At 63.1% G+C, this 13,451-nt stretch carries 15 protein-coding genes; 13 read left to right on the top strand and 2 right to left on the bottom strand.

The window, feature by feature from the left end:
- The coding region (locus tag ACGHJ7_RS07450; RefSeq protein WP_390475969.1) for a 2-hydroxyacid dehydrogenase at positions 1–1,030 on the bottom strand (1,030 nt) is incomplete at its 3' end.
- Between the two features lie 116 nt (positions 1,031–1,146).
- Between ACGHJ7_RS07450 and ACGHJ7_RS07445 the strand changes: the two genes are divergently transcribed.
- On the top strand, positions 1,147–1,623 hold the full coding sequence (locus tag ACGHJ7_RS07445) for an SH3 domain-containing protein (RefSeq protein WP_390475967.1): 477 nt from the start codon (positions 1,147–1,149) through the stop codon (positions 1,621–1,623).
- A 42-nt stretch (positions 1,624–1,665) separates the two neighbouring features.
- Here ACGHJ7_RS07445 and ACGHJ7_RS07440 read toward each other — a convergent pair whose 3' ends face one another.
- Positions 1,666–2,862, bottom strand: coding sequence for an acetyl-CoA C-acyltransferase (locus ACGHJ7_RS07440; protein WP_390475965.1), 1,197 nt, complete (start codon positions 2,860–2,862; stop codon positions 1,666–1,668).
- A gap of 85 nt (positions 2,863–2,947) precedes the next feature.
- Here ACGHJ7_RS07440 and ACGHJ7_RS07435 point away from each other — a divergent pair, with 85 nt between their 5' ends.
- The 12 genes from ACGHJ7_RS07435 to nuoI all read left to right on the top strand — a co-directional run bounded on the left by ACGHJ7_RS07435 (position 2,948) and on the right by nuoI (position 13,432).
- Entirely contained in the window at positions 2,948–4,408 is a 1,461-nt protein-coding gene (locus tag ACGHJ7_RS07435) for a coniferyl aldehyde dehydrogenase (RefSeq protein ID WP_390475964.1), read from the top strand.
- A 181-nt stretch (positions 4,409–4,589) separates the two neighbouring features.
- The gene (ndhC, locus tag ACGHJ7_RS07430) at positions 4,590–4,964 is read left to right on the top strand and encodes an NADH-quinone oxidoreductase subunit A (RefSeq protein ID WP_390475963.1); all 375 of its coding nucleotides are present in this window, start codon (positions 4,590–4,592) and stop codon (positions 4,962–4,964) included.
- Between the two features lie 16 nt (positions 4,965–4,980).
- A complete protein-coding gene (locus ACGHJ7_RS07425; RefSeq protein WP_390475979.1) occupies positions 4,981–5,547 on the top strand; it encodes a NuoB/complex I 20 kDa subunit family protein in 567 nt (188 codons plus the stop codon).
- Between the two features lie 4 nt (positions 5,548–5,551).
- The gene (locus ACGHJ7_RS07420) at positions 5,552–6,406 is read left to right on the top strand and encodes an NADH-quinone oxidoreductase subunit C (protein ID WP_390475960.1); all 855 of its coding nucleotides are present in this window, start codon (positions 5,552–5,554) and stop codon (positions 6,404–6,406) included.
- Positions 6,403–7,614: an NADH-quinone oxidoreductase subunit D gene (locus ACGHJ7_RS07415; protein WP_390475957.1), complete on the top strand. Its 1,212-nt coding sequence runs from the start codon at positions 6,403–6,405 to the stop codon at positions 7,612–7,614. Before ACGHJ7_RS07420 ends, ACGHJ7_RS07415 begins: the two co-directional genes overlap by 4 nt.
- Positions 7,614–7,793 carry a hypothetical protein gene (locus tag ACGHJ7_RS07410; protein ID WP_390475954.1) on the top strand — a complete coding sequence of 60 codons (180 nt, stop codon included), beginning with the start codon at positions 7,614–7,616 and terminating at the stop codon, positions 7,791–7,793. The genes ACGHJ7_RS07415 and ACGHJ7_RS07410 overlap by 1 nt, the downstream gene beginning before the upstream one ends.
- Positions 7,786–8,454, top strand: coding sequence for a complex I 24 kDa subunit family protein (locus ACGHJ7_RS07405; protein ID WP_390475951.1), 669 nt, complete (start codon positions 7,786–7,788; stop codon positions 8,452–8,454). The genes ACGHJ7_RS07410 and ACGHJ7_RS07405 overlap by 8 nt, the downstream gene beginning before the upstream one ends.
- The gene (locus ACGHJ7_RS07400) at positions 8,454–8,597 is read left to right on the top strand and encodes a hypothetical protein (protein WP_390475949.1); all 144 of its coding nucleotides are present in this window, start codon (positions 8,454–8,456) and stop codon (positions 8,595–8,597) included. The genes ACGHJ7_RS07405 and ACGHJ7_RS07400 overlap by 1 nt, the downstream gene beginning before the upstream one ends.
- A complete protein-coding gene (gene nuoF / locus ACGHJ7_RS07395) occupies positions 8,597–9,892 on the top strand; it encodes an NADH-quinone oxidoreductase subunit NuoF (RefSeq protein WP_390475947.1) in 1,296 nt (431 codons plus the stop codon). Before ACGHJ7_RS07400 ends, nuoF begins: the two co-directional genes overlap by 1 nt.
- Positions 9,892–11,904 (top strand): NADH-quinone oxidoreductase subunit NuoG, encoded by a 2,013-nt coding sequence (gene nuoG, locus ACGHJ7_RS07390; protein ID WP_390475945.1) that lies wholly within the window; start codon positions 9,892–9,894, stop codon positions 11,902–11,904. The genes nuoF and nuoG overlap by 1 nt, the downstream gene beginning before the upstream one ends.
- A complete protein-coding gene (gene nuoH, locus ACGHJ7_RS07385; protein ID WP_390475943.1) occupies positions 11,901–12,950 on the top strand; it encodes an NADH-quinone oxidoreductase subunit NuoH in 1,050 nt (349 codons plus the stop codon). The genes nuoG and nuoH overlap by 4 nt, the downstream gene beginning before the upstream one ends.
- Positions 12,947–13,432 carry an NADH-quinone oxidoreductase subunit NuoI gene (gene nuoI, locus ACGHJ7_RS07380; protein WP_390475941.1) on the top strand — a complete coding sequence of 162 codons (486 nt, stop codon included), beginning with the start codon at positions 12,947–12,949 and terminating at the stop codon, positions 13,430–13,432. Before nuoH ends, nuoI begins: the two co-directional genes overlap by 4 nt.
- Positions 13,433–13,451 lie beyond the last annotated feature (19 nt).

Here is a 13,451-nt window from a genome sequence, read left to right as displayed (position 1 = left end):
CTTGGTCGGGCGGGCGATGCCCGTCGGCCCAGAACCGGATATTGGCAATCACTTTCTCGCCCGAGGCTTCTCGCCCCTCCACCGTCGCGCTGCCGATATGGGGCAGGGCTATGACGTTGGGATGATCCAGCAGGCGCGGGTCGATGTCGGGCTCTTCGGGGAAGACATCCAGACCCGCACCGGACAGATGCCCTTCGTGCAGGGCAGTGATCAGCGCTTCGTAATCCACGAGGTCGCCGCGTGCCGTGTTCACGAGGGCAGAACCTGCCTTCATCGCGGCGATCCGGCCGGCATCGATCATCTTCAGCGTTTCGGGCGAGGCCGGGCAGTGCAGGCTGACGATGTCGGACTGGGCCAGAAGGTCGTCCAGCGATTCGACATAGGTCGCGCCGAACATGGTTTCGACCGCTCGGGGAAGGGGCCTGCGGTTGTGATACCGGATTTCCAGCCCGAAAGCTCTGGCGCGGTGAGCGACCGCCTGGCCGATCCGGCCCATGCCGACGATGCCAAGCACCTTACCGCCCAGCTGGCGGCCGAGCAGGGCGGAGGGCGCCCAGCCGGTCCACTCGCCGCGCCTTACGAGGGACGTGCCCTCGCGCACACGTCGCGGGATGCCGATGATCATGGCCATGGTAAGATCGGCGGTATCGTCGGTGAAGACCCCCGGCGTATTGGTGACCATGATGCCCCGCTTCGCTGCCGCAGCCAGGTCGATATGATCCGTTCCCGCACCGAAGCTGGCGATCAGCTTCATCCGCTCGCCCGCGCTTTCGATGAGATCGGCGTCGATCGTGTCGGTCACCGTCGGGACCAGCACGTCGCAGTCCTGTATCGCAGCGCGCAATTCCTCGCGCGTCATCGCCCTGTCGTCCGGATTGAGGGAAGTCTCGAACAATTCGGACAGGCGTGCCTCGACGCTGGGCAACAGGTGCCTGGTGACGACGACGCGCGGGGCGCCGGAAACTCTCCGTCCGCTCGCGCCCTGGGCGCCGGGACTGATGACGAGGTCGGATTGCGAGGGCGTGTTCATTGCCCGAACGATTGGACAATGCGCCTGTTCGGGTCAAGCACCGGAAAGACGAGCAGGGACCGGCGGCGTTTCCCGCTTGAAGCGACCGCGGCGGGTGAAGTATCGGTGGCCGGGTCATGAAAAACCCCGCACGTACCGTCCTCGCCCTGCTTTTTACCTCGATCCTCGCGGCGGGTCCTGCCTCGGCGCAGGAGCGGGAGACGCCCTATTGGGCCAGCATCGACACCTCCCAGCTCAACATGCGGGTCGGGCCGGGCCGTGATTACCGTATCGAGTGGGTGTACGAGCGGGACGACCTGCCGCTCAAGGTCCTGCGTGTGCAGGAGGGCTGGCGGTTCGTGCAGGATCCCGACGGGACGGAAGGCTGGGTTACCGCCGCACTGATCAGTGCTGACCGCACGGCCTACGTCACGGGCGAGGGTCTGGCTCCGATGCGTGCTTCGCCGGCGGGGAATGCCGCTTTGCGCTGGAAGCTGGAAACCGGAGTTATCGGCAGTCTGGGCGATTGCGATGCCGGCTGGTGCGAATTCACGGTCGGCCGCCGGAGCGGCTTCGTCGAGCAGGATCGCCTGTGGGGCGCTGGCGAGCCCTGAGATAATCACCCCGGGGCTCGCCAACGCGGATCTGCCGGACGGTCAGACGATTTCGACAGCCACAGCCGTGGCTTCGCCGCCGCCGATGCAGAGGCTGGCAATGCCCTTCGTCTTGCCCTGCTTCTTCAGCGCATTGAGCAACGTGACGATGATGCGGGTCCCGCTGGCTCCGATGGGATGACCCAGCGCGGTGCCGCCGCCGTTCACATTGATCCGGTCGTGCGGAATACCGATGTCGCGCATCGCGAACATTGCGACGCAGGCAAAGGCTTCGTTGACTTCCCACAGCTCGACCTCGTCGGCGGACCAGCCGGCCTTTTCCAGGACCTTCTCTATCGCGCCGATGGGAGCGATGGTGAACTCGCTGGGCTCGCGGGCATGGGCCGACATCGCCACGATCCGGGCGACCGGCTGCTGTCCTGCGTCCTTCGCAACGCTTTCGCGCGAAAGGACGACGGCTGCCGCGCCGTCGGAGATCGAGCTGGAGGTAGCTGCCGTGATTGTGCCGTCCTTCGCAAAGGCGGGGCGCAGGGTCGGGATCTTGTCCGGACGGCCGCGACCGGGCTGTTCGTCCGTATCGACGGTCACGTCGCCCTTCCGGGTCGAGAAGGTGACGGGAACGACCTCGCCTTCGAATGCCCCGGTCTCGATGGCGGCATTGGCACGGCGCAGGCTTTCGATGGAATATTCGTCCATCTCCTCGCGTGTCATCTGGTAATCATTGGCGGTATCCTGCGCGAACGTGCCCATGGCGCGGCCTTCCTCGTAGGCGTCTTCCAGCCCGTCGAGGAACATGTGGTCATAGGTGGTGTCGTGGCCCAGGCGCGCACCGCTGCGATGCTTCTTCAGCAGGTAGGGCGCATTGGTCATGCTCTCCATGCCACCTGCTACCACGTAGTCCACCGTGCCGCTGGCCAGCGCTTCCGCGCCCATGATGACGGTCTGCATACCGCTGCCGCAGACCTTGTTCACGGTCGTCGCCTGGACGGATTTCGGCAGGCCAGCCTTCACCATCGCCTGACGGGCCGGTGCCTGGCCGAGACCTGCGGGCAGGACGCAGCCCATATAGGCGCGGTCGAATTTCGCGCCCTCCACACCGGAACGCTCAACCGCTGCCTTCACTGCAACCGCGCCGAGTTCCGTTGCGCTGACGTCGGACAATGCGCCCTGCATCCCGCCCATCGGCGTGCGGGCATAGGACAGGATCACGATCGGGTCGTTGGGGGAAAACTGGGTCATCGGTAACTCTTGCCTTTCGGGAGCATGTCGTGTTGCAAAGCGTATCTACGACAAGGCAGCTAATGCTGTGCTGCAAGATAATCAAATGGAGAGAGCGATGGCGGACGGCGACAAGAGCGACAAGACAGGTGAACTGGAGCGCATCCTCGACGTCCAGCGCAAGGATTTCACCGCCGCCCGTCCCGAACCGATGGAAACGCGCAAGGACCGGATCAAGCGCGCGATCGCCCTGCTGGTCGATCACGGCGAAGAACTGGCCCGCGCGATGAGCGCCGATTTCGGCAATCGCAGCCACGATGCCTCGATGATTACCGACATCACGGGCACGATCGGCTTCGGCAAATACTGCCTGAAGAAGATGGACCACTGGGCAAAGCCCGAAAAACGATCGCTGCGCTTTCCCCTGCCGCTGATGGGCGCGAAGGCGGAGCTTCGCTACGAGCCGAAAGGCGTCATCGGCATCCTCAGCCCGTGGAACTTCCCGGTCAACCTTTCGATGGCGCCGCTGATGCAGGTGCTGGCGGCCGGCAACCGCGCCATGATCAAGCCGAGCGAGTTCACCGAAGGCACGAGCGATCTGCTGCAGAAACTCGTCTCGCAATATTTCGACGAGGCGGAAGTCGCTGTCGTGACCGGCGGTCCCGAGGTTGCGCAGACGTTCTCTTCCCTGCCGTTCGATCACCTCGTCTTCACCGGCTCGACCCAGACGGGGTCAAAGGTCATGGAAGCCGCGGCTAAAAACCTCGTGCCGGTCACGCTGGAACTGGGGGGCAAGAGCCCCGTCGTTCTGGGACGCAGCGCGAATTATGAGCAGGCGGGCGAGCGGATTGCGCTGGGCAAGATGCTCAATGCCGGGCAGATTTGCCTCGCGCCCGATTACATGCTTGTGCCCGAGGACAGGGAAGAGGCGGCCATCGCCGCGGTGCAGCTTGGCGTCCACAACATGTATCCCACGCTGCTCGACAATGACGATTATGCATCGGTCGTGACGGACCGGCATTTCGACCGGTTGCAATCGATGGTGGAAGACGCCCGCGAAAAGGGCGCCGAGGTGATCGAGGTCAATCCGAGTGAGGAAGACTTCTCGTCCAGCAATACCCGCAAGATGCCCCTGACCATCCTGCGCAACGTTACCGACGACATGCAAGCCATGAAGGAGGAAATCTTCGGCCCCGTCCTGCCGGTGAAAACCTACAGCCAGGTCGGCGAGGCGATCAATTACATCAACCGGCGTGACCGGCCGCTCGGCCTTTATTATTTCGGATCGGATGCTGCCGAGCGTGAGACCGTCCTGTCCCGCACGATTTCAGGCGGCGTGACGGTGAACGATGTCATCATGCATGTGTCGATGGAAGACCTGCCGTTCGGCGGCGTCGGCCCGTCCGGGATCGGCAGCTATCACGGGCCGGAGGGTTTCCGCGAATTCAGCCATGCGCGTTCGGTCTACACCCAGCCCAAGATCGACGTGGCCAAGCTCGCCGGGCTCAAGCCGCCCTATGGCGATACCACGCGCAAGACCATCGAACGCGAGATGAAGAAGGCTTGAGCTGGTCGATAACGCTCCTCTCGTGCGCACATCGCCGCACAAGAGGTTGCGTGAATTGCACCTTTTCGCGGGGATATACCGCTTAAGGCCCCCTTGCACCGCGATGGGCAGGGGACTAGGGCGCGCAAGAACCTTTCTGCAGCGTTTCGCTGCGTGATTCCGGCTGTAAGCGAGTCCCGACTTGGTTGACCTGTCACAATATCTGCCGATCCTGCTCTTCCTGGGCGTTGCGGTCGTGCTGTCGTCAGCATTCGTGTTCCTGCCGATGGGCGTGTCCCGCCTGACCGGCGCTCACAATCCGACGACCGAGAAGCTGAGCGAATATGAATGCGGCTTTCCCGCGTTCGAGGAGCCGCGCAGCCAGTTCGACGTGCGCTTTTACCTCGTCGCGATCCTGTTCATCATCTTCGACCTGGAAGCTGCTTTCCTGTTTCCCTGGGCCGTCAGCCTGGGCATTACGGGCATGATCGGCTGGACGTCGATGATCGTCTTCCTCGCCATCCTCACCGTTGGTTTCGCCTACGAGTGGAAGATGGGCGCGCTGGATTGGGAATAGTTTCATGAGCCAGCAGATGACCACCAGCTCGCATGGCCGCGATGCGCTGATCCAGCCGACGGCGAAGGGCGGGGATGTGCGCCAGCCCGACGCGGAGTATTTCAACGCGCTCCAGACGGAAGTGAACGACAAGGGCTTCCTCGTCACCTCGACGGAAGACCTGTTCCAGTGGGCGCGCACCGGCAGCCTTTGGTGGATGACCTTCGGCCTTGCCTGCTGCGCGGTCGAGATGATTCACGTCAACATGCCGCGTTACGACATGGAGCGTTTCGGCGTCGCCCCGCGCGCCTCGCCCCGCCAGTCGGACGTGATGATCGTGGCCGGCACGCTGTGCAACAAGATGGCCCCGGCCCTGCGCAAGGTCTACGACCAGATGTCGGAGCCGAAATACGTGATCAGCATGGGCAGCTGCGCCAATGGCGGCGGCTATTACCATTACAGCTACAGCGTAGTGCGCGGCTGCGACCGCATCGTGCCGGTCGACATCTACGTGCCCGGCTGTCCCCCAACGGCAGAGGCGCTGCTTTACGGCGTGATGCAGTTGCAGCGGAAGATCCGCCGCAGCGGGACGATCGAGAGGTAATCCGATGGGAAGCGTCCTTCATTCCGCGCCGAAATACGCCAGCAATGATGGCGTGCAGGATACGCTGGTCTCGGCGCTGGGCAGTGCAGTCACCGGCGCGCGCGAGGAGCATGGCGAGATCCTGCTGACCGTCGCGCGCGATGAGGTGGCGAACGTCCTGCAGGCGCTGCGCGATGACCACGCATACCAGCAGCTGATGGAAATCGCCGGGGTCGACTATCCCGGCCGGGCCGAGCGGTTCGAAGTCGTCTACATGCTGCTGTCGGTCACGAAGAACCACCGCATCATGGTCAAGACCTCGACCGACGAGGCGACGCCGGTGCCGACCGTCACGCATATCTGGCCCAATGCCGGCTGGCTGGAGCGGGAGGTGTTCGACCTCTACGGCGTGCTGTTCGACGGCAATACGGACCTGCGCCGCATCCTGACCGATTACGGTTTCGAAGGTCATCCCTTCCGCAAGGATTTCCCGCTTACCGGCTATACCGAGCTGCGCTATTCCGAAGACGAGAAGCGCGTGGTCTATGAACCGGTCAAGCTGGCGCAGGACCTGCGGCAGTTCGACTTCATGAGCCCGTGGGAAGGGGCTGACTACGTGCTCCCGGGCGACGAGAAGGCCGATACGCCTCCGATCGACGATCCGAAGGTGACGGAAAAGCCGTCCGATACCGGCGCGGGCAAGAAAACCGACAAGCACGCGGCCGAAAAGGTCAGCGCAGGCGCTCCTGCCGAAGAGCCGACGGACGAAGAACGCACTCCGCCGCCGGAGCCGACCGAGGACCAGCCGGCCCGCGCCGCGCGCAAGGGCAAGACGACCGATACCGGTCCCGCCACCGAGCCGAAGGGAGACGACGCATGAGCATCCAGCTTGAAGAGTCGCCCACCACCGGCGACGAGGTGATTTCGAACTACACGATCAATTTCGGTCCCCAGCATCCGGCAGCGCATGGCGTGCTGCGCATGGTGATGGAACTGGACGGCGAGATCATCGAGCGGATCGATCCGCATGTCGGCCTGCTGCACCGCGGCACGGAAAAGCTGATCGAGCACAAGACCTATCTGCAGGCTCTGCCGTATTTCGACCGGCTCGATTATTGCTCGCCGCTCTGCCAGGAGCACAGCTACGTCCTGGCGATCGAGAAGCTGCTGAACATCGAGGTGCCGGAGCGCGCCCAGTACCTGCGCGTGCTGTTTGCGGAATTGACGCGCATTTCGAACCACTTCCTCAATATCGGCGCGCACGTCATGGATGTCGGCGCGATGACGCCGAACCTTTGGGTGTTCGAACTGCGCGAAGACTGCATGAACTTCTTCGAGCGGGCTTCGGGCGCGCGCATGCACAGTGCGTATTTCCGTCCCGGCGGCGTCCATCAGGATGTGCCGGAGAAACTGCTGGTCGATATCGGCGAATGGCTCGACACACGCCTGCCGGAACTGTTCGGCGACGCGATGAGCCTCGTGACCGACAACCGCATCTTCAAACAGCGCAATGTCGACATCGCCGTGGTGAGCAAGGACGACGCGCTGGCATGGGGCTTCTCCGGCCCGATGATCCGCGCCGCCGGCATTCCGTGGGACCTGCGCAAGTCGCAGCCCTACGACGTTTACGACCGCATGGATTTCGACGTCCCGGTGGGCACGAATTCGGATTGCTACGACCGCTTCATGGTCCGCGTGAACGAGGTCTACCAGTCGGCCCGCATCATCAAGCAGTGCCTCGCCGAAATGCCTCAGGGTCCGATCGCCAGCACCGACGGCAAGGTCTCCCCGCCCAAGCGCGGTGCGATGAAGCAGTCGATGGAAGCGCTGATCCACCACTTCAAGCTCTACACCGAGGGCTTCCACGTGCCCGCGGGCGAAGTTTACGTCGCGACGGAAAGCCCCAAGGGAGAATTCGGCGTCTACCTCGTCAGCGACGGGTCGAACAAACCCTATCGCTGCAAGATCCGCCCGACCGCCTTCAGCCACCTCCAGGCAATGGACATGATGAGCAAGGGCCACATGCTTCCCGACGCCACCGCCATCCTCGGCGCGATCGACGTCGTGTTCGGGGAGTGTGATCGATAGTGCTCCGCGAAATCTTCATCTTCGTCGCGGCGTTCGCTGCCTTCGCTTCGGCGGTGGCGGCGTATCTGCTCGCGTTTCACGGGCAATCGACGCTCAAGGAAATCCTCTCGACGGCCTTTGCCGCCGTCATCGGCCTCTATGCGGGCCGCTATCTGCAACACAGGCTGACCCATGGCTGATCGTTCCCTGGCCCCCGACACGCCCGAACTGCGCGAGCGGTGGGGCAATTTCGCTTTCACCGAAGCCTACAAGGCGAAGGCTGACAAGCACGTCGCAAAGTACCCGGAAGGCCGCCAGAAATCGGCGGTGATGCCGCTGCTCGACCTGGCCCAGCGACAGGTGGGCGAGGAAACCGACACGCAGGGCTGGCTGCCTCTGCCGGTCATGGAATATGTCGCCGCCTATCTCGACATGCCGATCATTCGCGTGGTCGAGGTCGCGACGTTCTACTTCATGTACAATTTGCGCCCGGTCGGGAAATACCACGTCCAGGTGTGCGGCACGACGCCCTGCATGCTGCGCGGCTCCGACGACATTATCGCCGCCTGCAAGGCGCGCGGGATGAAGAAGGGCAAGGTGTCCGAAGACGGCCTGTGGACCCTCACCGAAGTCGAGTGCATGGGCAATTGCGCCACCGCGCCGATGGTCCAGATCAACGACGACAATTACGAGGACCTGACGCCGGAACGCCTCGACGCCGTGCTGGACGCGCTGGCGAAGGGCGAGCAGCCCAAGGCGGGCACGCAGGAACCCGGTCGCCACACCTCCGAGCCCAAGGACGGCCCGACCACGCTCAAGGAAATGGTCGACGCCAACCACGATTACCGGGGCGCGTGGTAATGGCAGAACTCATCACCATCGTGGTCGCCATCGCGCTCGCTTTCGTCGCGTGGAAGGTGCTGATGGGCCTCGTGAAATTCGGCGCCATGATCGTCATCGGACTGGGCGCTCTCTATTTCCTCACGCAAGGAGGTGTGGGCTGATGTCGCTTCAGGACAAGGACCGCATTTTCACCAATCTCTACGGCTTCCAGGACTGGGGGCTGAAGGCAGCGCAGGCGCGCGGCGACTGGGACGATACCAAGTCGCTGATCGCGCGCGGCCAGGATTCGATCATCGACGAGATCAAGGCATCCGGCCTGCGCGGGCGGGGCGGGGCCGGCTTCCCGACCGGCATGAAGTGGTCCTTCATGCCCAAGGAAAGCAAGGACGGTCGCCCGAGCTTCCTCGTCATCAATGCCGACGAGTCCGAGCCCGGCTCGTGCAAGGACCGCGAGATCATCCGCCACGATCCGCACAAGCTGATCGAGGGCGCGCTTGTCGCGGGCTTCGCGATGCGTGCGCGGGCGGCCTATATCTACATTCGCGGTGAATATATCCGCGAGGCTGAGACGCTGCAGGCGGCAATCGACGAGGCCTATGACGCAGGCCTGATCGGCAAGAACGCGGCCAAGTCCGGCTACGATTTCGATGTCTTCCTGCACCGCGGTGCGGGCGCCTATATCTGCGGCGAAGAAACCGCGATGATCGAAAGCCTCGAAGGCAAGAAGGGCCAGCCGCGCCTCAAGCCTCCGTTCCCGGCGGGCGCGGGCCTCTATGGCTGCCCGACCACAGTCAACAATGTCGAGAGCATCGCGGTCGTCCCCACGATCCTGCGGCGCGGAGGCGCGTGGTTCGCCAGCTTCGGACGCGAGAACAACAAGGGCACGAAGCTTTTCCAGATCTCGGGCCATGTCGAGCAGCCCTGCGTCGTCGAAGAAGCACTTTCCATTCCATTCCGCGAACTGATCGAGAAGCATTGCGGCGGTATTCGCGGCGGATGGGACAACCTCCTCGCAGTCATTCCGGGCGGTTCGTCCGTTCCCCTAGTGCCGGCTGAGCAGATGATGGACGCCCCGATGGATTTCGACGGGCTGAAGGAACTTGGCTCCGGCCTCGGCACGGCCGGCGTGATCGTTATGGACAAGTCGACCGACATCGTCCGCGCGATTTCCCGCATCAGCTATTTCTACAAGCACGAGAGCTGCGGCCAGTGCACGCCCTGCCGCGAAGGTACGGGCTGGATGTGGCGCATGATGGAGCGGCTGCGGACCGGCGATGCAGCGATCGAGGAAATCGACATGCTGCAGCAGGTGACGAAACAGGTCGAGGGCCACACGATCTGCGCGCTGGGCGACGCTGCCGCATGGCCGATCCAGGGCCTCATCCGTCACTTCCGCCCCGAGCTGGAACGGCGGATCGAAGAACATAACGCACAATTTGCAGAGGCAGCCGAGTAATGCCTAAAGTCACCGTAGACGGACAGGAACTGGACGTTCCCGACGGCGCGACCGTCCTGCAGGCGTGCGAGCTTGCGGGGAAGGAAATCCCGCGCTTCTGCTATCACGAGCGGCTGAGCATCGCCGGCAACTGCCGTATGTGCCTCGTCGAAGTGAAGCCCGGACCGCCCAAGCCGCAGGCATCCTGCGCGCTGCCCGCGACAGAGGGGCAGGAAATCCGCACCGACACGCAGATGGTCAAGACCGCGCGCGAAGGCGTGATGGAATTCCTCCTCATTAACCACCCGCTCGATTGCCCGATTTGCGATCAGGGCGGCGAATGCGACCTGCAGGATCAGGCCGTCGCTTATGGCCGTGGCGGTTCGCGCTACGACATGAACAAGCGGGCGGTGACCGAGAAATATATGGGCCCGCTGATCAAGACGATCATGACCCGCTGCATTCACTGCACCCGCTGCGTGCGGTTCTCTGAAGAGATCGCGGGCGTGGACGAGATCGGCGCGCTCTATCGCGGCGAGGACATGCAGATCACGACCTATCTGGAGCAGGCGGCGAGCCACGAACTTGCGGCCAACGTCATCGACCTGTGCCCGGTCGGCGCGCTTACCAGCCGTCCCTATGCGTTCGAAGCGCGTCCGTGGGAGCTCAAGAAGACGCTCAGCATCGATGTCTCCGACGCTGTCGGCGCGAACATCACGCTGTATTCGCGGGGGCGCGAGGTCATGCGGGCCACGCCGCGCATCAATGACGACGTGAACGAGGAATGGATCTCCGACAAGGCGCGCTACCAGGTCGATGGCCTCGGCAAGCGGCGCCTCGACAAGGTCTTCATGCGCAAGAAGGGCAAGCTCCAGCCCGCTGGCTGGGACGAGGCTTTCAAGGCCATTGCCAAGCAGCTGAAGGGCGATGCATCCAGCATCGCGGCGATTGCGGGCGACATGGTCGATTGTGAAACGATGTTCGCGGCGAAGGCCTTGCTGAAGGCATCCGGCTCGGCCCTGCTCGAAGGCCGCCAGACCGGCATGGATTACGACGTGTCGAACCTCGCGGCGGTGAATTTCAACAGCACCTTCGCCGGGATAGAGACCGCCGATGCGATCCTGATCGTCGGCAGCCAGGTCCGGCACGAGGCGCCTCTGGTCAATGTCCGCCTGCGCAAGGCGGCGAAGCGCGGCGCGAAGGTCTTCATCGTCGGCCCGCACTGGGACCCGACCTTCCCGGTCGAGTATCTCGGCGAGGATACGGGCGTGCTGGACGACCTGCCGGGCCACGTGTCCGACGCGTTCAAGGCCGCCGAGCGACCCGCCATCATCATGGGCGGCGCCTCGCTGGCTGCTGGTGCGCTGAACGCCGGTATCGCCTTCGCCGAAGAGTTCGGCCTGGTGAAGGATGGCTGGAACGGCTTCAACGTGATGCACTTCTCGGCTGCGCGCATGGGCGGGCTGATGCTCGGTTACGCGCAGAAGGGCGGCATCAAGGATATCGCAAAGGCCGCACCGAAAGTGGTACTGGCGCTGGGCGCGGACGAGATGGATTTCGAACCCTTCGCCGACAGCCTGAAGGTCTATATCGGCCATCACGGCGACCGGGGCGCGCATGCGGCGGACATCATCCTGCCGGCGGCGAGCTACGCCGAGAAGGACGGAACCTACGTCAATACAGAGGGTCGTGTGCAATTCGCCGAAAAGGCCGTCTTCGCCCCCGGCGATGCGCGTGAGGACTGGACCATCTTGCGCGCGCTGGCAGATAGCCTCAAAGTGGACGTCGGCTTCGACAGCTTCGCCGAATTGCAGAGCGCGATGATCGCCGAAGTGCCTGCCTTGGGCGAAGAAGGACTGGCCGCTTTCGGCAAGCTTCCTAAGGCGAAGAAGGCTGGCAAGGGTAAGGCGATTTCCGCCTATCCGATCAAGGACTTCTATCTCACCAACGCCATCGCCCGCGCCAGCGACGTGATGCAGCGCTGTTCGGACGAATTGCTGCACGGCGATGAACTCGCGGAGGCGGCGGAATGACCGACTTCTTCCAGTCCTGGGGCATGTCTTACGAAGTAGCGTGGACGCTCGCGACATTCGCCGGAATCCTGCTGATCGCGCTGCCGCTGATGCTCAGCGTGGCGATGGTAATCTATGTCGACCGCAAGGTCTGGGCAGCGATCAATTTGCGGCGCGGGCCTAATGTGGTCGGGCCGTTCGGGCTGCTGCAAAGCTTTGCCGACGGGCTGAAGGTCTTCCTGCAGGAAACCATCATTCCCAGTGCGGCGAACAAGGGCATTTTCCTGCTTGCGCCTATCGTGACCTTCACCGTCGCATTGGCGGCATGGGCAGTCATTCCCTTCGATGCGGGCGTGGTGCTGGCGGACATCAATGTCGGTCTGCTCTACATTCTCGCGATCAGCAGCCTGTCGGTTTACGGCGTGGTGATGAGCGGTTGGGCGAGTAACTCCAAATATCCGTTCTTCTCCGCCATGCGCGCAGCGGCGCAGATGATTTCCTACGAAGTCTCCATCGGCTTCATCCTGGTCTGCGTCGTCCTGTGGGCGGGCAGTTTCAACCTGACCGAGATCGTCGAATCGCAGCGCGGCCACGGCCTCGGCATCGTCAACGGTTACTGGTTCAACCTGTTGCTGTTCCCGATGTGGATCATGTTCTTCATCTCGGCCTTGGCGGAAACGCAGCGCGTCCCGTTCGACCTGACCGAGGCGGAGAGCGAGCTGGTTGCTGGCTACCAGACCGAATACAGTTCGATGAGCTTCGCACTCTTCTGGCTGGGCGAGTATGCCAACATCCTGCTGATGTGCAGCCTCAACACGATCCTGTTCTTCGGTGGCTGGTTGCCGCCGATCGACTGGGCGCCGCTGTATTATGTGCCCGGCATCGTGTGGTTCCTGCTGAAGACATTCTTCTTCTTCTTCATGTTCAGCTGGGTCATGGCAACCGTACCGCGCTATCGCTACGACCAGCTCATGCGGCTCGGTTGGAAGGTGTTCCTGCCGCTCAGCCTCGTCGCAATCGTCGTCATTTCCGGCTACCTGATGGCCACAGGACATTTCTCGTCATGAGCATCGCGCAGACCATCAAGGCGTTCACGCTTTGGGAGTTCGTGAAGGCGCACGCCCTCACGCTGAAGTATTTCTTCAAGCCCAAGGTTACGATTAACTACCCTTACGAGAAGAACCCGCTGAGCCCGCGTTTCCGCGGCGAGCATGCCCTGCGCCGCTATCCCAACGGGGAAGAGCGCTGCATCGCATGCAAGCTGTGCGAAGCGGTCTGCCCGGCGCAGGCCATCACTATCGAATCGGAACCGCGCGAAGACGGCAGTCGCCGCACGACGCGCTACGATATCGACATGACCAAGTGCATCTATTGCGGCTTCTGCCAGGAAGCCTGCCCCGTGGATGCCGTGGTCGAGGGGCCGAATTTCGAATATTCGACGGAAACGCGCGAAGAGCTGCTGTACGACAAGGCCAAGCTGCTCGCGAATGGTGACAAGTGGGAGCGGGCGATTGCCGCAAACCTTGAAGCCGACGCGCCCTACCGCTAACCGCGCGCTCATCTAACCG

This window comes from Altererythrobacter sp. MTPC7 (genome assembly GCF_042851395.1).
In the GTDB taxonomy this organism is placed as follows: domain Bacteria; phylum Pseudomonadota; class Alphaproteobacteria; order Sphingomonadales; family Sphingomonadaceae; genus CAJXSN01.
This window is presented reverse-complemented; position numbering and strand designations above follow the sequence as displayed.